Origin of the sequence: Nonomuraea sp. NPDC052116, assembly GCF_040680035.1 — a bacterium.
GTDB lineage: Bacteria > Actinomycetota > Actinomycetes > Streptosporangiales > Streptosporangiaceae > Nonomuraea > Nonomuraea angiospora_A.
Map to the genome: position 1 here is coordinate 219,579 of NZ_JBFAWA010000014.1, position 16,753 is coordinate 236,331.

The 16,753-nt window shown below is 71.5% G+C and carries 15 protein-coding genes; 6 read left to right on the forward strand and 9 right to left on the reverse strand.

Annotation, left to right across the window (positions count from 1 at the left end; genetic code table 11):
- The first annotated feature begins 105 nt into the window (after positions 1-105).
- Entirely contained in the window at positions 106-1,068 is a 963-nt protein-coding gene (locus AB0L65_RS27130; RefSeq protein WP_364250336.1) for an aldo/keto reductase, read from the forward strand.
- A gap of 280 nt (positions 1,069-1,348) precedes the next feature.
- Here the strand turns inward: AB0L65_RS27130 and AB0L65_RS27135 are convergent, their stop codons facing one another.
- The 4 genes from AB0L65_RS27135 to AB0L65_RS27150 form a co-directional block, all read right to left on the reverse strand.
- The gene (locus AB0L65_RS27135; RefSeq protein ID WP_364250339.1) at positions 1,349-2,599 is read right to left on the reverse strand and encodes an alpha/beta fold hydrolase; all 1,251 of its coding nucleotides are present in this window, start codon (positions 2,597-2,599) and stop codon (positions 1,349-1,351) included.
- Between the two features lie 27 nt (positions 2,600-2,626).
- The gene (locus AB0L65_RS27140; protein ID WP_364250342.1) at positions 2,627-3,670 is read right to left on the reverse strand and encodes an aldo/keto reductase; all 1,044 of its coding nucleotides are present in this window, start codon (positions 3,668-3,670) and stop codon (positions 2,627-2,629) included.
- Positions 3,670-4,560, reverse strand: a complete 891-nt coding sequence (locus AB0L65_RS27145) for an alpha/beta hydrolase (protein ID WP_364250345.1) — start codon at positions 4,558-4,560, stop codon at positions 3,670-3,672. The genes AB0L65_RS27140 and AB0L65_RS27145 overlap by 1 nt, the downstream gene beginning before the upstream one ends.
- Before the next feature lie 141 nt (positions 4,561-4,701).
- Positions 4,702-5,307 (reverse strand): response regulator transcription factor, encoded by a 606-nt coding sequence (locus AB0L65_RS27150; RefSeq protein WP_355211647.1) that lies wholly within the window; start codon positions 5,305-5,307, stop codon positions 4,702-4,704.
- A 114-nt stretch (positions 5,308-5,421) separates the two neighbouring features.
- Between AB0L65_RS27150 and AB0L65_RS27155 the strand changes: the two genes are divergently transcribed.
- Positions 5,422-7,248: a histidine kinase gene (locus AB0L65_RS27155; RefSeq protein ID WP_364250348.1), complete on the forward strand. Its 1,827-nt coding sequence runs from the start codon at positions 5,422-5,424 to the stop codon at positions 7,246-7,248.
- A 22-nt stretch (positions 7,249-7,270) separates the two neighbouring features.
- Here AB0L65_RS27155 and AB0L65_RS27160 read toward each other — a convergent pair whose 3' ends face one another.
- Entirely contained in the window at positions 7,271-7,732 is a 462-nt protein-coding gene (locus AB0L65_RS27160) for a response regulator transcription factor (protein ID WP_364250351.1), read from the reverse strand.
- Between the two features lie 7 nt (positions 7,733-7,739).
- Between AB0L65_RS27160 and AB0L65_RS27165 the strand changes: the two genes are divergently transcribed.
- The 3 genes from AB0L65_RS27165 to AB0L65_RS27175 all read left to right on the forward strand — a co-directional run bounded on the left by AB0L65_RS27165 (position 7,740) and on the right by AB0L65_RS27175 (position 9,519).
- Positions 7,740-8,213, forward strand: a complete 474-nt coding sequence (locus AB0L65_RS27165) for a hypothetical protein (RefSeq protein ID WP_364250354.1) — start codon at positions 7,740-7,742, stop codon at positions 8,211-8,213.
- Between the two features lie 74 nt (positions 8,214-8,287).
- Complete coding sequence (locus AB0L65_RS27170; RefSeq protein WP_364250357.1) at positions 8,288-8,863, forward strand: helix-turn-helix domain-containing protein; 576 nt, start codon at positions 8,288-8,290, stop codon at positions 8,861-8,863.
- Positions 8,860-9,519 (forward strand): SRPBCC domain-containing protein, encoded by a 660-nt coding sequence (locus AB0L65_RS27175; RefSeq protein ID WP_364250360.1) that lies wholly within the window; start codon positions 8,860-8,862, stop codon positions 9,517-9,519. Before AB0L65_RS27170 ends, AB0L65_RS27175 begins: the two co-directional genes overlap by 4 nt.
- A gap of 81 nt (positions 9,520-9,600) precedes the next feature.
- Here the strand turns inward: AB0L65_RS27175 and AB0L65_RS27180 are convergent, their stop codons facing one another.
- Together AB0L65_RS27180 and AB0L65_RS27185 are read right to left on the reverse strand one after the other, a co-directional pair.
- The gene (locus tag AB0L65_RS27180) at positions 9,601-10,041 is read right to left on the reverse strand and encodes a DUF1232 domain-containing protein (protein WP_364250363.1); all 441 of its coding nucleotides are present in this window, start codon (positions 10,039-10,041) and stop codon (positions 9,601-9,603) included.
- On the reverse strand, positions 10,038-10,628 hold the full coding sequence (locus AB0L65_RS27185; RefSeq protein ID WP_364250366.1) for a Chromate resistance protein ChrB: 591 nt from the start codon (positions 10,626-10,628) through the stop codon (positions 10,038-10,040). Before AB0L65_RS27185 ends, AB0L65_RS27180 begins: the two co-directional genes overlap by 4 nt.
- A gap of 189 nt (positions 10,629-10,817) precedes the next feature.
- Between AB0L65_RS27185 and AB0L65_RS27190 the strand changes: the two genes are divergently transcribed.
- Positions 10,818-14,219, forward strand: a complete 3,402-nt coding sequence (locus AB0L65_RS27190) for a serine/threonine-protein kinase (RefSeq protein WP_364250369.1) — start codon at positions 10,818-10,820, stop codon at positions 14,217-14,219.
- Here the strand turns inward: AB0L65_RS27190 and AB0L65_RS27195 are convergent.
- Positions 14,180-15,571 (reverse strand): M20/M25/M40 family metallo-hydrolase, encoded by a 1,392-nt coding sequence (locus AB0L65_RS27195; RefSeq protein ID WP_364250372.1) that lies wholly within the window; start codon positions 15,569-15,571, stop codon positions 14,180-14,182. The genes AB0L65_RS27190 and AB0L65_RS27195 overlap by 40 nt on opposite strands.
- Positions 15,561-16,676, reverse strand: a complete 1,116-nt coding sequence (locus AB0L65_RS27200; RefSeq protein WP_364250375.1) for an MFS transporter — start codon at positions 16,674-16,676, stop codon at positions 15,561-15,563. The genes AB0L65_RS27195 and AB0L65_RS27200 overlap by 11 nt, the downstream gene beginning before the upstream one ends.
- Positions 16,677-16,753: the final 77 nt, after the last annotated feature.

Sequence of the window (16,753 nt, forward strand, 5' to 3'; positions counted from 1 at the left end):
CCCAACTGTAGTCAACCGAACCGTTCGGTTTGACCTCGCCGATCCGGCGAGTAGTGTGAGAAACGTTCGTACCAAACGGTTTGGTTTGATTTTGGAGGGATTGCCGTGCAGGAGCGCACTCTTGGCCGTCAGGGTCTGGCCGCCTCAGCCATCGGCTTCGGATCGATGGGCATCTCCTTCGCCTACGGGCCCGCCGACGAGGCCGGTGGGGCGGCCGCGATCCAGCGGGCCCACGAGCTGGGCGTCACCCACTTCGACACCGCGGAGCTCTACGGGTGGGGCGAGAACGAGAAGCTGGTCGGCAAGACCGTCGCGGCGTTCCGGGACGAGATCACCATCGCCACCAAGTTCGGGTTCACCCGCGACTACGGCACCGACTCCCGTCCCGAGCACATCCGCGAGGTGCTCGACAACAGCCTGCGCCACCTCGGCGTGGACCACGTGGACGTGCTCTACCAGCACCGGGTCGACCCGAAGGTGCCGATCGAGGACGTCGCCGGGGCCGTCGGGGAGCTGATCGAGGCCGGGAAGGTGAAGTACCTCGGCCTGTCCGAGGCCGGGCCGGAGACGATCCGAAAAGCCCACGCCGTGCAGCCGGTGTCGGTCCTGCAGACCGAGTACTCGCTGTTCGAGCGGGACGTGGAGCAGCTGTTCCCGACGCTGCGGGAGCTGGGGATCGGGTTCGTCGCCTACTCCCCTCTGGGCCGCGGCTTCCTGACCGGCACCGCCCAGCCCGCCGGATCCTACGAGCAGGGCGACATGCGCAACCACGACCTGCGCTGGCAGCCGGGCAACTTCGAGAAGAACGTCGAGGCCGTACGGCAGTTGTCGGAGCTCGCCGCCGGCAAGGGCGCCACCGTCGCCCAGCTCGCGCTGGCGTGGATCCTCGCCCAGGGCAAGGACATCGTGCCGATCCCGGGCACCCGCACCCCCGAGCGAGTGGAGGAGAACACCGCCGCCGCCGACCTCGTCCTCACCCCCGCCGACCTGGACGCCATCGCGGCGATCCTGCCCACCGGCGGCTTCGGCGGCCGCTACGCCGAGGCCTCCCTCCCCACCTGGGTCTGAACCCCGGCCTCCGCAGCCACCCGGGGCCCGCACGGCGTGCGGCGCCCCGAGGTGGCCAACGGCCACCGAACGGCGCGATGGAGTTCGAGGCGGACTGCCGCCCCGAGATCGGGTCGGCCGAATGGCTCCTGCCCGGCCTGTCGGTGAGCGTTCCCACCGACACCGCCACCTCACCAGGCCCTTTCCGATCCGCTACCCGGGCCCGTTCCGGCTGGTCCTCGGGTTCTCGCCGCGACGGTGAGCGGCCGGGCCAGGCCTGCCCGCGGGCACTCGGAGGGCTTCAGCCGGCGGCGAAGCGGGCCCCGACCCAGGCGAGGATGTCGGCCATCGCGCCGTCGTCGATCCCGGTCGCGGCACCGTAGGTGTCGTGCTCCAGGCCGTCGTAGACGCGGTAGGTGACCTGGGTGCCGGTACCGCGGAGTTCGGCCGCGACCTTGGTGTTGACCGATTCGGGGGTGACGGTGTCCGCGCCGCCCTGCAGGAACAGCACCGGTCCTGCGACGCGCTTCTGGCCGACGCTGTTGTCGCGCAGGTATCGGGTGAAGCGCGGGTCGCCGGAGTAGCCCGGCTTGATCAGCGCCGGCCCGGTCAGATCCGCGTAGACCGCGGTGGCCACACCCAGGCAGCCGTTCCTGGCGCCGTCCATGCGGGCCACGGCGACGGGGGTCAGCAGGCGTCCGGCGTCGATCGTCGGGTCGCTGTACGCGGCGCCCTGAGCCAGCAGCGGGGCGAATCCGCCGTACGGGACGGTCGTGGCGACGTGGGCGGCCAGGGTGGGCAGGTCGGCGGCGGGCGAGGTGACGACCACGCCCCGGTAGCCCGGCACCGGGCGGGTCAGCTGGCGTTCGGCGAAGGCGAGTGCGGCGCCGCCGCCCTGCGAGTGGCCCCACAGCACCCACTCGCCCGACAGGCCTGGCACCGCCTGGCGCGCGGACCGGACCGCTCCGGCGATGTCCTCCGCCGCGGCGGCCTTGTTCAGCAGTTCCGGACGGCCGGTCGTGCCCAGGCCCGCGTAGTCCGGGGCGACCACCGCGTACCCCTGCTCCAGGAACCGGACCATCTGGTTGCCGTGGTAGAGGTCGCGCATCAGCGACGGCGCGCAGCCCGCCGCGATGCCGCTGGCACCGTGCGCGTCCACGACCACCTTCCAGCCACCGGCCGGTCGCGGGCGGTCCTGCGGCACCAGGACGACGCCGGAGGCCGCCACGTCCCGGCCCCGGGAGGTACGCGAGTGGTACAGCACGCGGACGGCTTCGACCGGCTTGTCCTCCACCACGTAGTCGGAGGTGGTCTCCGCGCGGATCAGGGTCCCGCCCGGTGCCCACGGCAGCGGGTCGGGCGCATCGTAGAAGGCGGTGCGAGGCAGGGCGTTCTGCCGCTGGGCGGTCCAGGCCCAGTCGATCTGGCAGGCCTGGTCGCAATCGTCGGCGTTCGCGCCGGTGGCAGGCACGGTGGTCAGAACGGCACCCACCACGGCGGCCAGGGAGAGCCGGCGGACGCCGGTCAGCAGGGCATGACGAACAGACCTCATGGGAGGCTCCTCTTCATTGGGGATCGGTCAGCGGGAACGAACGGGACCTGCCGCGTGGCGGCCGTCGACCTGTTTCCCGCTGGGTCCGTAGACGAAGTCGGCCGTGGTGTCCAGGATGAACTCCATCGGGAAGCCCAGCTCGATCGCGGCGGCCTCCTCCAGCCGGTTCACCGCCCCTTCGGGCAGGTCCAGGTCGATCGCGGCGAGGTTGTCGGTCAGCTGGTCCAGGGTGCGGGCGCCGAGGATCGGGTGGATCCAGGGCCGGTGCGCTCGCGTCCAGGCGATGGCGACCTGCGACGAGGACACGCCGAGTTCGTCGGCCACGGCGTCCACCGTACGGGCGACGGCCAGGTCGCGTTCGGAGACGGTGGCCCGCTCGACCCGGGAGGGGCCCTCGGCGCCGCTCCTGGTGAACTTGCCCGACAGGACGCCTCCGGCCAGCGGCGACCACGCGGCCACCGACAGTTCCAGGGCTGCGGCCATGGGCAGCAGTTCTCGCTCGATGTCGCGTTTGACGAGGCTGTAGGGCAGTTGGAGGCCGGCGAACGGGGTCCACCCGCGGAACTCGGCGATGGTGTTCGCCTGGGCGATCAGCCAGGCGGGCGCGTCGGAGATCCCGACGTACAGCACCTTGCCCGCTCGTACGAGATCGTCGAGGGCCCGCATGGTCTCCTCGACGGGCGTGTTGGGATCCCAGATGTGCACCCACAACAGGTCGAGGTAGTCGGTGCCCAGCCGTTGCAGGCTGGCCTCGACCGAACGGACCAGGTTCTTCCGGTGGTTGCCACTGGCGTTGGGGTCGGTGCCGTCCATGGTCAGGGTGTACTTCGTGGCCAGCACGAAGCGGTCGCGGTCGGAGCCGAGCAGCTCTCCGACGATCCGCTCGCTGCTGCCCTCGGTGTACCGGTTGGCGGTGTCGATCACGTTCCCGCCCGCCTCGGCGTAGGCGGTGAACATCTTGCGGCACTCCTCGACGGAGGCGCCCCATCCCCACTCTTGTCCGAAGGTCATCGTTCCCAGGAACATGTCCGACACCCGCAGACCGGTGCGGCCAAGCAGTCGGTAACGCATCACATGCTCCTGTCGAAGAACGAGACAGTCCAATCAATGGCAGGGATTACGTAACGGTCGTCGTCGTACAACTCGATGTGGTTGCCGGTGTCGAGCAGGAAGAGTTCCTTGGGCTCGGGCGCCGCCGCGAAGGCGGCCTGCGCGTCGGCCACGGGAATGGCCTGGTCGCCGGTGCCGTGCACGATCAGCAGAGGAGCGGAGACCAGCGGCAGGTAGGAGTCGACGTCCAGCGCCAGCTCCTGCAGCACCGACAGCGCGGTGCAGCGGTTCTCCCAGCCGGGCCGGGCCCCTCGCTCCGTCCCGTAATACTCGAACGGTTCCGGGCCGGGGTTCCCCGCGGGCATGCCTTCGGGGTTGACGGCGGGCCAGTACTCGATCTCGCCGGTGTCGGACTGCCGCTGCGCTATCTGCGCGAACTGGGCCATCAGCGCCGCGAAGTTCTCCGCGCCGAACCGGTCACGGATCAGCGCGGGGTTGTTGTAGGCGGCCGCGATCAACGCGACGGCCTTGACCCGGGGGTCGAACGCGGCGAGCTGCACCGAGTAGATCCCGCCCAGGCACACCCCGCACAGCGCGATCTTGTCGGGGTCGACCTCCGGCCGGGAGGCCAGGAAGCCGACCGCGTTGCGCAGGTCCGAGACCTTCGCGGAGGCGTCCTCGTGCTGACGCGGTTCGCCCTCGCTGTCACCCCAGTTGCGGTGGTCGAAGGCCAGGGCCACATATCCACGCTGCGCGAACCGCTCCGCGTAGTAACCCGTGACCTGGTCCCTCACCCCGGAGAACGGCCCGGTCAGCACCACCGCGCCGCGGCCGGTCCCGGGCTCGGGCAGGTGAAGGTCGCCGGTCAGCCGGTACCCGTCGCTGCCGAACTCCACCTTTTCCATCGACATCAGGAATCTCCTTCATGCTCACGCAGGCGTCACCTGCGGAGTACGGCGCTTGCCGGAGAGGAGATTTTCAAATCTGACGGGTCGCTCGATAGCGTGTCCGTCACCTGTTGAGATGTGAATTTTTCATAGCGACGGGCGGCCTCAGATCCAGCCCGCCTCGGTGGCGATTCTGATGGCGTCGACGCGATTGCGGGCGTCCAGTTTCGCCGCCGCGGACGTGAGGTAGTTGCGGACGGTCCCGGGGGTGAGGAACAGCTGTTCGGCGATCTCCCCAGGGGAGGCGCCCGTGGCCGACAGGCGGAGCACCATCGTCTCCCGCTGCGACATGGGGCTTGCCGACGCCTCCAGCGCCGCCGCCGTGAGCGCCGGGTCCAGCACCCGGCCGCCCGAGGCCACGGTCCTGATCGCACCGGTCAGCTCGGCGTGCCGGACATCCTTGGGCAGGAACCCCGCCACCTGAGCGGCGAGCGCCCGGCGGAGCTGGCCCGGCCGGTTCAGACCGGTCAGGATCAGCACCCGGCACCCGGGCAGCCGCTCGCGGAGCCGTTCGGCGGCGGTCAAACCGTCCACCTCGGGCAGGTCGATGTCGAGCACGGCCACGTCAGGCCGGACCTCCAGCGCGGTCGGCACGATGAGCGCGCCAGAGGCGAGCTCCGCCACCACCTGGAGGTCGTCTTCCAAGGACAGCAGTCCCACCAGCGCCGAACGCAGCAGCTCCACGTCCTCGGCGAGCAGAATCCTGATCACGCCGAACAGTACCACCAGGCCTTCCGGCAGCCGGGTGTGGTGTCAGGCAGGTGGTACCGGATGATTGGTCCCACAAATCTCCATTTTCCCGACGCTGCAGTGAAGGACGACCCGGTGGACGACGAGTTGGACGACACTCGGGATACGCGGCTGCGGTTGGTGCGCGCGATGATGTGGGCCGCCCTCGGCCTGATCATGACCTTCCGGCTGATGGTGGCGTTGGAGGAAGGGCTGGCGTGGCCGGTCGTGCTCGTCACGATGGCTCCCTACCCGCCGCTGGTGGCGCTGCTGACCGGGCCGCATCGCCGCCGGGTCCGCAACGGCCTGCTGGCGGCGCTGGTGATCCTGTACGCCGTGCCGTTCGCCGTCGCGGGCACGCACTGGGAGTGGCTGCCGTGGCCGCTGGCGGTCGCGGTGCTGTGCTCGTTCCGGGGGCGGGTGGCCTGGCCGCTGTTCGGGCTCCTCCTGGTCGCCACGGGCGTGGCCGGATTGTGGGCCGGCGACGACGTGCTGACGACGATCATGAGAACGCTGAAGACCGCCACCAACGGTCTGATCGTCTTCGGCCTGTACGCCCTGACGGTGATGGCGGCCAGGCTCGACGCGGCGCGCGGGGATCTGGCGCGATTGGAGCTGCAGCGGGAACGGCGACGGCTCGGCGGCGAACTGGGCGCGGTCGTCGGCGAGCACCTGCGAGCGGTCTCGGAGCGGCTCGCGCAAGCCGTCGACGCCGAACCGGACATCGCACGCGACCGGCTCCACGTGGCCGTCGGCACCGCCCGGCAGGCGCTGGCCGACATCCGCGCGACGGCCGCCGGCTACCGCGTCTCGCCCCCTCTGCCGCCGCCGATTGAGTCGCCGAAGGTGGCGCGCCTCATGCTGGCCGCGCTGATCGCCTGCCAGGCCACGCTGCACGCGGTCGTCTCCGTCATGACCTACCATCGGCCGTGGACCCTGCTCCTGACGGTGCCGTTGATGGCCGCGGCCGGAGCGGTCCAGCTGCTGATGAAGCCGTCACGCAAGCAGATGATCCTTCTCGGGCTGCTGCTGGGTGTCCCCGTCATACCGTTCGGCTACCTGCTCTGGGAGCTCGTCTTCCTCACCTGCCTGTGGCCTTTCCTCCTCGGGCTGGTGCTCACCCGCATGCGGCCGCCGCGCTCCCTGGTCCTCACCGGTGTGGCGGTGGCGCTGTACATCGCACTCCTCTTCTACCCGCCGCCGGTACCCAACCTGGCGGGGATGGCGGCGAACCTGATATCCCTGACCATCCTCACCTGGGTCTCCTATGGTCTGATCCGGCTGTCGAATCTGGTGGTCCTGCTGCACCAGGCCGAGCGGGACCTGACCCGCGAAGCCCTCATCCAGGAGCGCACCCGGGTCGCCCGCGACCTGCACGACCTGCTGTCCTTCAGCCTGTCGGCGGTGGCGCTCAAGGGAGAGCTGTGCGAGCGGCTGCTGGACATCGACCCGGTACGCGCCCGCGCCGAACTGGCCACGCTGCCCGAACTGGTCGAGCGCGCACGGGCCGAACTGGAATCAGTGGCCCACGCGACCGTGGGGCTGAGCCTTGACCAGGAACTGGCCGCGGCGCACACCGTCCTGGAGACCGCCGGGATACGGACCGTCGCCACCGTCGAGACCGGACCCCTGCCACCCGAGGTGGACACGGCGATGGCCGCGGCATTGCGCGAGGCGGTCACCAACGTCGTACGGCACAGCGCCGCCCGAACCTGCACCATCACCATCGTCTCCGTGGGCCACACGGTCCGGCTGCGCGTCGTCAACGACGGAGCCGCCGAAGCCCCGCCCTCAGCTCCGCGACCGGGCCCGGGCGGGTCAGGGCTGACCGGCCTGGCCGAACGCACCGGAGGCCGGCTCACCGCCGGATCACAAAGGGGCGGCCGCTTCGAACTGGTCGCCGAATTCGCCACGGGCCCTTAGGGCCGGGAGGAGTGCGCACCGGCTAGGCGATGTGGTAGCCGACTCCGGGCGTCGTCGCGATGACCGGCGGGTCGCCGAGCTTGCGCCGCAGCCGGCCCATCGTCACCGCGACGGTGTTCGTGAACCGGTCGGCGTTCTCGTCCCACACCTGGTCGAGCAGGGTTTCGGCGCTCAGGAAGCCGGGGCTCGTCCGCAGCAGCGCCTCCAGCACGGCGAACTCCTTCACCGAGAGGTCCAGTTGCCGCCCGTCGCGAACGGCGGTGCGGCGGACCGGGTCCAGTTCGATCCCGGCCGCGCGCAGCGTCCGGGGCCGCGCGTCGGGCTTGCGGCGGGCCAGGGCGTGGATGCGCAGGACGAGTTCCGGGAAGTGGAAGGGCTTGGCGAGATAGTCGTCCGCGCCGAGGGTCAGCCCGGCCCTCAAGGCGCCGTCCCGGCGGGTGATCGCCGCCCGGGCGGCCGTCGTCGCCGCGGCGACCTTCGTCACCGGTCTCGTGGCCGTCGGTGTCGTCGTGCCGGCGGGAACGGCGATCTTGAAGGGCAACGGCATCCTGGTGCCGGTGTCCATGCCGACCGGCGCCCGCGTGGTCGCCGGCCTCGCCGTCGTGCTCGCCCTCTGCGCGGTCCTCGCCTTCGGACTCGGTCTGCGGCTGCGCCGCGGCTGGACGGCGATCCTCATCGGACTGTCATCGATCGCCCTGCCCTACACGGTCGCCACGCTCCCGCTGCCGCCCGACCCCGTCTCGGAGTGGCTGCTGCGGCTCACCCCCGCCGCCGGCTTCGCCGTCCAGCAGACGATGACCGAGTACGCGCAGGTGACCGCGCACTACGCGCCGTCGGCCGGCTACTTCCCGCTCCCCTGGTGGGCCGGGCTCGCCGTGCTCGGCGCCTACACGGTGATCATCATGGGGATCGTCATGTGGATCGCCGTCGGCCGGAAACCGATCGCGGACACCGACTGGCGATAGCGAACGTGCGGGGCGGGAGGGGGAGCTCGTCGAAGGCATTTGACAAACGGAATTTTCAAATCCACTATGCGTCCATGGGTGCGGAACTCGATGTGGTACGCGGATCGCTGTCACCACTGCGCAAGCGGGTGCTGGAGGAACTGCGCGAGCCGGCGTCCGCCACGACGGTCGCCGCGCGGCTGGGGGAAACCCGGCAGCGGGTCAACTACCACCTCCGCGAGCTGGAGAAGGCCGGGCTGGTCGAGGTGGTGGAGCTGCGTCAGCGGCGCGGCCGCCAGGAGCGGGTCGTGCGCGCGACCGCGCGGACCGTGGTGGTGGCGCCGGAGGTGGTCGGCGCGCCCTCTCCCGGCGAGCAGGACCGTTTCGCGGCCGACACGCTCCTGGCCGTGACCGCCCGCACGTTCGGCGACGTGGCCGAGATGCGCGAGCGGGCCGCGCAGGAGGGCAAGCGGCTGGTCACTTTCACCATCGAGACCGATGTGGGCTTCGCCGAACCGGCCGACATCAGCCGGTTCGCCACCGACCTGGCCGCCCGTGTGGCCGACCTGGTGGCCTCCTACGACTCACCCGAGGCGACTCGCCGGTACCGCCTCATCATCGGCGGCCACCCCACGCCCGTAAGCGATCAAGAACGAGAGGACAGGCCATGAATCACCAGAAGCGTCCGCTGGTCGAGCTGACCGTCGACGCGCGCCAGGACGCGGTCTGGCGCGCCATCAGCACGCCGGAGGGATTGCACGAGTGGTTCGGCTACGACTACGACGCGAGCCACACCGCTCCGGCCAGGCCTGCCACGGGCCTGGCGGAGGAGATCCGGTCCTTCATCGACGACTCCGAGCTGCATCCGCCCGAGCGCGTCGCCTTCGACGACGGCACCGAGCTGACCTTGACCGCCGACGGTACGCGCACGGTGGTACGGCTCGTGGTGCCCGACCTGGAAGGCGCGGACTGGCAGGACCTGTACGGCGGAGTCGCCGAGGGATGGCGGTTCTACCTGGAGCAGCTCCGCTTCTACTTGGACAGAGCTCCGTCGGGGCGCCGCCGTACCATCTACCTGGCAGGCCAGGCCACCGGGGCGCAGGTGATCGAGATCATCGGCCCGGGCACCCGCCGGCACGAGGCCGGCATCGTGACCGACGAGGGCCACCTCGTCTCGGTCGGCGCCGACCCCGCCGATCCCCAACCTGCCCAGGTCAACGTCATCGTCAGCACCTACGGCCTGGACGACGGCGACTTCGCCGCACTACGCGACCGGTGGGCCGCCCGCTGGCAGGCGAACGTCAAGGACCCCGAGGTCATCCCGTGACGCCGGGGAGTCGAGAGGACCAGGCCGCCGCCGCACCACCGCGAGCGGGAACGACAGCAACCCCCGCCCACGATCGCGCCGTCATTCCGCTTCTTGAGGGCCGGTGGATGCTCTGTCCAGCCCGGTAAGTCGAGCCAGAACGGCGAAGCCGTCGTCGGTGCCGGGCCAGTGCCTGCGTACGGCGGGCAGCCCGGCGCGGCGTACGACAGAGCGCAGGACGGCGGTGACGATGATGGCGTCATCGGCGTAGCCGAGCAGGGGGATGAAGTCGGGCACCAGGTCGATGGGAAGGGCCAGGTACGCCAGCAGCAGCGCCAGCCGGACCCGTACCCCGCGCGGCAGATCGGGGTCGGCCGCCAGGCGGCGTACCAGCCGCAGCACATCCGGCAGCAGCCGCAACGCCTCACGCAACAGGCCGCCACGGGGCCGGACGATCGCCAGCGCGCCGATCAGCACCACCCAGGCCACCAGCAGCGCCACCACGATCCCGATCAACAGGTCCCAGCCCCACGAGCCGGTCATGCCTCATCACCCTCACGCGCATCAGACGGCCCGATGCCGATCGGGGCCTCGGCCGCCAGCGCCGCCTGTTCGAAGGCGGCCAGGTCGGCGGACGCCTCCTCGACCGCCGCCCGAGCCGCCGCGCCGGTCGGGGCGGCGAAGTAGTCCCGCGCGTCGATCTTGGCCATCCAGGAGCGGAACCGTTCCAGGTCCGCCTCCGACTCCTCGACCTCGGCGTAGGTGGCCCGGCCCCGCGCCCGCTCCGTGGCCAGCTCGTCGCGGAAGGCGGGCAGGCGCTCCAGCACCTCGGCGTACTCGGCGTCGCGGGCGGCGTTGAACTCCCCGATGACCTGCCGCTCCTCCGCCGCGTCGGTCAAAGTCAGGCGCAGCATGCGGCCCGTGCCGCCCTGCTGGCGCACCCGATCCAGCAACCGCCGCACCTGCCGCAACGTCTGCTCCCGCTCGGGCAGCAGACATACCGACTGCTGCAGATACAACGCCCCCAGCGAACGCAGCTTGCGCCACACCTGCACACGAAGCGTCGGCGCGGCCCCGGCCGTGGACACGCTGACCAGCAACCATCCCGACTCGCTCGCATGATCCGTCACGCCGCCATGTTACATCCGTAACAAATGGCAGCAAGAGGTGTACATCGCAGCGGATGCGCACCCGCGCCGTCGCTCCGCCGTCGCCGGGGGTCGGCGGTGCGGCAGTGGGCGAGCGAGCTGTCGTGATCGAACTTTGTCCGGGCCGGACGCATCGAATCCCGCATAGTCACTGACAAACGGGGATGACGCATGGCGACGAAACTGCTGGATGGGGATCCGCAGCGGCTGGGGCAGTACTGGCTGGCGGGGCGGCTGGGCGCGGGCGGCCAGGGGGTGGTCTACGAGGCCTACACGGAGGACGCCCGCCGCGTCGCGATCAAGGTCCTGCACAGCGACCAGGCCGCTCAGCTGGGCAGGGAGATGACGGCCGCGCAGCGGGTGGCCTCGTTCTGCACCGCGCGCGTGCTCGACGCCCAGTTGGAGGGGACGCGCCCGTACATCGTCAGCGAGTACGTCGAAGGGCAGAGCCTGCGTCAGGTCGTCCTCGACGGCCGCCGGTTCGTGGGCGGTGACCTGCACCGGCTGGCCACCGCCATCGCCACCGCGCTGACCGCCGTCCATGAGGCGGGCGTGATCCACCGTGATCTGAAGCCGGACAACGTGCTGCTCGGGCCGGACGGCCCGCGAGTGATCGACTTCGGCATCTCCCGGACGATGGAGATGTCGCTCACCGAGACCGGCCTGGTCGCGGGAACGCCCACGTACATGGCCCCGGAGGTGTTCACCGGGCACCGGGCGGGGGCGCCGGCGGACGTGTTCGCCTGGGCCGGCATCATGATGTTCGCCACCACCGGCGAAGACCCGTTCCAGGCCGAGAGCCTGGGCGGGGTCATGCACCGCGTGTTGTCCGCCAGCCCGGATCTCAGCGTGCTGCCGGAGTCGCTGCACCCGCTGGTGGCCGCCGCCCTGGCCAAGGATCCGCTCGACCGTCCGACCTCCCGGGAGCTGCTGCTCGGCCTGGTCAGCGGCGGCGGGCAGCTGGATGTCGCCGGGCTGCTCGCCGTGGGCGGCCGCGAGGCCACCCGGATCGCGGTGACGGCCGACGATCCCGCGCTGGGCGCGCTGGCGGAGGAGGCGTACGCGATGCTCGGGCCCGCCGAGCGCGAGCTGGTGGCCGAGGTCTTCCTGCGGCTGGTCACCGTGGACGAGCATGGGGAGCTGATCGGACGGCGGGCGGCCCGGGCCGAGCTCCTCCAGGGAAGAGGACAGCACGAGACGGCGGCGATCAACCGGATTCTGGAGGTGTTCACGTATCTCCTGGCCACGGGCGGCGAGGAGATCTGGCTGGCGCGGCCGGCCCTGCCGCACGCCTGGCCCAGGTACAGGCACTGGATCGGCAACAACCGCGACGGGCTGGCGGTCCACCGGGAGATCCTCATGGCGGCGCGCCGGTGGGACGGGGCCGGCCGGCGGGACGGCGACCTGTTCCGCGGCAGCAGTCTGGACAACGCCCTGCAGTGGGCGGCCAACTCGCGGCGCGACATCACGCTGGCCCCGGTGGAGCGAGGTTTCCTCCAGGCGAGTGCGGACCTGTCCAGACGCGGCGCCAAGCGTGCCCGGCTGGTGTCGCTGGCCCTCGGCGGGCTGCTGGTGATCTCGCTGGTGGCCGGAGGGCTGGCCGTCCAGCAGGGCTTGGTCGCCGATCGGCGCGCCGAGGAGGTCACCGCGTCGCTCGGCAGGTCGGAGGCGACCCGGCTGGCCGGGCTCGTGCCGCAGGTACGCGTCACGGATCCGATGCTGGCGATGCGGCTGAGCGTGGCGGCGTGGAGCCTGGACCGCACGCCGCTCACCAGGGCAGGGCTGATCACGGCGCTCGCGCAGCGCGAGTCGGCGACGTTCACGGATCGGGTGAGCGCCGGCGACACGGTCCGGGCCCTCGGTGCGGACGGGCGTGCCTTGGCCGACGTCAGCCAGGACACCGCCCAGGTGTGGGACGTGCGTACCGGAAAGCGGATCGGTGGGATCAACCGGCTGGGCCTGACCGGAGACCAGGTGACCGCGGTGGCCCTGGCCCCTTCGGGCCGTACGCTCGTCGTCCTGACGGACAAGCGGATCCGGGCCTGGGAGCTGTCCAGCGGGACGGCCATCGGGACCTGGGTCTTCGATCGCCCGCTCGACCTCGTGAACGGCTGGGCGGAGATCATCCGCGCGGACGAGCGGACGGTGGTGATCCGTGATCCCGACAGGTACCGGCAGTGGAATCCGCGGACCGGCGAGCGCACGCGGCTTTCCACGGTCGGCGCGACGGCGAGCGCGGACGGCAGGTGGCAGGCGACGCCGCGGGCGAAGTCGGTGCGCCTGACCAATGTCGAGGACAGGTCCGTCGTGGACATCGGCGTCAAGGACGGCGCCGGCACACAGGGAACCTGGAACCGCGGCGCGGTGACGGTCAGCGGGGACGGGAAGCTGCTCGCCTCGATCACCGGCAAGGAGGTCCAGTTCTGGCGGATGGCCGATGCCCAGCTGCTCACCGCGGTGGCGCTGCTGGGCAACACGGACACTGACGGCGAGCAGCCCCAGAGCGCCTTCGACGGCCGGACATTCCGCTACCTCGTCGAGGACCGGGTCTTCTCCGTCGACGTCTCCGACCTCTCCGTCACCCCGGCGGACTCTTCGACCAATTTCGGCAGACTGAGCCCGGACGGGCAGCTCTCGGTGACCCAGACCGGCGACCGGACCCAGCTACGCGACGTGCGCAGCGGCAAAGCGGTGGGCGCTCTGCCCGCCATGGAGGAGGCGTACTTCAGCAAGGACGGCAAGCTGCTGGCCGCGGTGGACCAGGGTACGGTGAAGATCGTGGACGTCGCCACGCGAGCCGCCCTGGGCCAGATCGACCCTGGAGATCTGGAGCCCCGCGTGGTGGGCTTCAGCCCGGACGGCACCCGCCTCGCGCTCGTCCTGCGCAGCCCGGACGACGGCCGCGCCGTGCTCAAGTACGCCGCCCAGGTATGGGACTGGAAGGCCAAGCGGAAGCTCTGGAGCACGGCGCTCCCGGAGACGAACGACGTGGCCTTCTCCCCCGACGGCAAGCGGCTGGCGTTCGCCGGCGCCGGGCAGCGCCTGCTCGACGCCGCCACCGGACGGCCGGTGACCGGGCCCTTCAGCGCCGGCGGAAAGGACACCGTCGGCCGCCGGATCTTCTTCCTCCACAAGGGCGACGGCGTGGTGGTCCTGGACTCCCGAGGCCGCCTGACGCTGTGGGACACCGCCGGCAAACGTCTCGGGCCGGTCGTCCGCGACGAGTCCGGCGATCTGTCGATCGCCGCCCACTCTCCGCGTGACGACGTCGTCGCGGTCGGCGCGACGGACGGCAGGGTGCGGTTGTTCGATCCGGTCACGGGAACGAGCCTCGGTACGCTGCGTGACTTCGGGGGAGGTCGGGATCCGGAGATGGGGCAGCTCCAGTCGATCGCCTTCACGGCCGACGGGGCCGGCGTCGTCACCCTTGATCTCAACGGGGTGGCGCGGACGCACGTCGTCGAGCCCGCCGGCGTCATCCGGGCGATCTGCCGGCGGGCGGGCGGCTCCCTCACCACCGCTGAATGGAGGGCCTACGTCCCGGACCTTGCGTACCGCGACAGCTGCTCCTGAGCGCGGGAGCTCCAGTCCGCGAGTTCGGCGAGCAGGAGTGCCTCGGCGAGGCAGGCGCGTTCGAAGTCGGCCAGGTGCAGGTTCTCGTCGGTGCTGTGGGCGCGGGCGGCCGGATCGCCTCCGGGGCTCGTGATGAGGACGGCGGCTTCCGGGTACGCGGCGGCGAATTCCGCGACGAAGGGGATGGCGCCGCCGCCTCCGAGATCGACCACGTCGGCGTCGAAGGCCCGCCGATAGGCGCGGCGTGCCGCGTCGAAGGCCGGACCCCGGGTGTCGACCGCGTACGGCTGCGCGATCTCCGCCTCGGTGACCTCGACCTGCGCGCCCCAGGGTGCGTGGTCGCTGAGGTGCCTGGCCAGGGCGGCGCGGGCCCGTACCGCGTCGTCGCCCGGCGCGATGCGCAGGCTCACCTTGGCCCGGGCGGATGCGGTGAGCGCGTTGGCGGCTCCGGATACGGCGGGCGCGTCGATGGCCAGGACGGTCGCCGCGGGTCCGGTCCAGACCCGTTCGGGGATGCCGCCCGAGCCGAGCAGCCGGACGCCGTCGAGCACGCCCGCCTCGGCCCGGAATCGTTCCGCGGGGTAGCCCGTCCGCGGCGGGCGGCCGGTGACCAGGCCGTCCACCATGACGTGGCCGTCCTCGTCGTGGAGGGTGGCGAGCAGGCGGCACAGCGTGGTGAGCGCGTCGGGAGCGGCCCCGCCGTACGTGCCGGAATGCACGCTCTCCGCCAGCGTCCGCACCTCGACGACGCAGTTGGCCATGCCGCGCAACGTGGTGGTGAACGAAGGGACGCCGACGTCGATGTTCTCCGAGTCGGCGAGCACGATCACGTCGGCGGCGAGCCTGTCACGATGCCGGTCGAGGAAGGCGCCGAGCGTCGGGGAGCCGATCTCCTCCTCTCCTTCGACGATGACGACGACCCCGACCGGCGGACGCCCGTCGTGCGCGCGCAACGCGGCCAGGTGGGTGGCGATTCCCGCCTTGTCGTCGGCGGATCCGCGGCCGTACAGGCGCCCGCCGCTTTCGCGCGGCTCGAACGGCCTGCTCGACCACAGGGCCGGATCGCCGGCGGGCTGCACGTCGTAGTGGGCGTAGAGCAGCACGGTGGGACGGCCGGGTGGTGCGGGACAACGGGCGAGGACCACCGGCCGGCCGCCGGGGACGTCGTCCAGGATCTCCACCTCCTGCGCGGCGCCGGCGCGGAAGAGCTGTGCCGTCAGCTCCGCGCAGCGGCGCAGGTCCTCGGCCGCGGCCGGGTCGGCGCTCACCGAGGGGATGCGGATGAGGGCTTCGAGGTCGGCCCGTACGCCAGGCAGCACCTTCTGCACGGCGCGCCGCAGGTCATCGCTCATTGACGAGCTTCCTTTCCGATCGGGTGTCGAGCCAGGAGGGGAGAACGGCGAGAGCCAGCACCGCGACGATCAGCGCGAACCCCGCCGGATATCCCGCGGGCCCGGCCACGAGCCCGAACCCGGCGGCGCCGATCCCCATCCCGCCGTCGTAGGCGAGATTCCACAGCGCGCTCACCCGGCCGAACGCGGAGGAGGAGGACCGCGCGAGCATCAGCACCAGGGTGACGTTCTGGGCGGCGCCGAAACCGGCGCCGAAGAGCGCCGCCCCCGCGATCACCGCGTAGGGGTTGTCGAGCCAGACCAGCCCGGCCATCCCGATGACCGCGGCGAGCACGGCCGGCATCAGCAGGACGGACTGGCCGTGGCGGTCGCCGTATCGGCCGGCCGCCCACCGTGCGAGCGGCATCGCGCAGGAGTGTGCGAGCAGCGCCGTCGCGGCCGTCCCCGCTGAGCCGGCGGGGACGGCCAGCGGCAGGAACGTCAGCAGCACGCCGGCCGCCGGCGTGATCGTCGCGAAGACGATGACGGGCCGGGCGAGACCGGCGTGGCGCAGAGCGCGAAGGACGCCCCCGTGCTGCTCGACCGGAGCGGCCCTCGCGGGCAGCCCGGGAATCCCGATGAGCGCGAGCAGCGCCAGCCCCGTCCCCGCGAGGAAGACCGGTCCGTAGCCGACGAGCGGAACCAGCCACAAGCCGGTCGGCAGCCCCAGGATCGCGGGGATCCCGACGGCCACGCCGTACGCGCCCAGCGCCTCGCCCCGGCGTTCGGCCGGGGCCAGCTCGGCCATCATGGCGGGGCCCACCACGACCACGATGGCCAGGCCGGCCCCGCGCGCCAGGCTCGTGGCCAGCACCATCGGCAACGCGGAGGACAGGACCAGCAGGGCCGGGGGAACGCCGAGGAGGAGGACGCCCAGCGCCATGCCGACGCGGTAGCCGTACCGGGCCAGCAACGCCGGCATGGCCAGCTCCATGAGCACCGTCGCCAGCATGGTGACGCCGGTGGACAACCCGGCGCCCATGTCCCCCGAACCACCTGACGCCGTGTACAGCGGAACGATCGGAACAAGCAGATAGAAGCTCGTCATCGCAGCGACCGAGGTCATCCCCAGGATGACCATTGGACGGCTGAGCAGCGGTTGCGCACCGGTTGGGATCACCGGGCCAGCCTCGCCAGAACGGC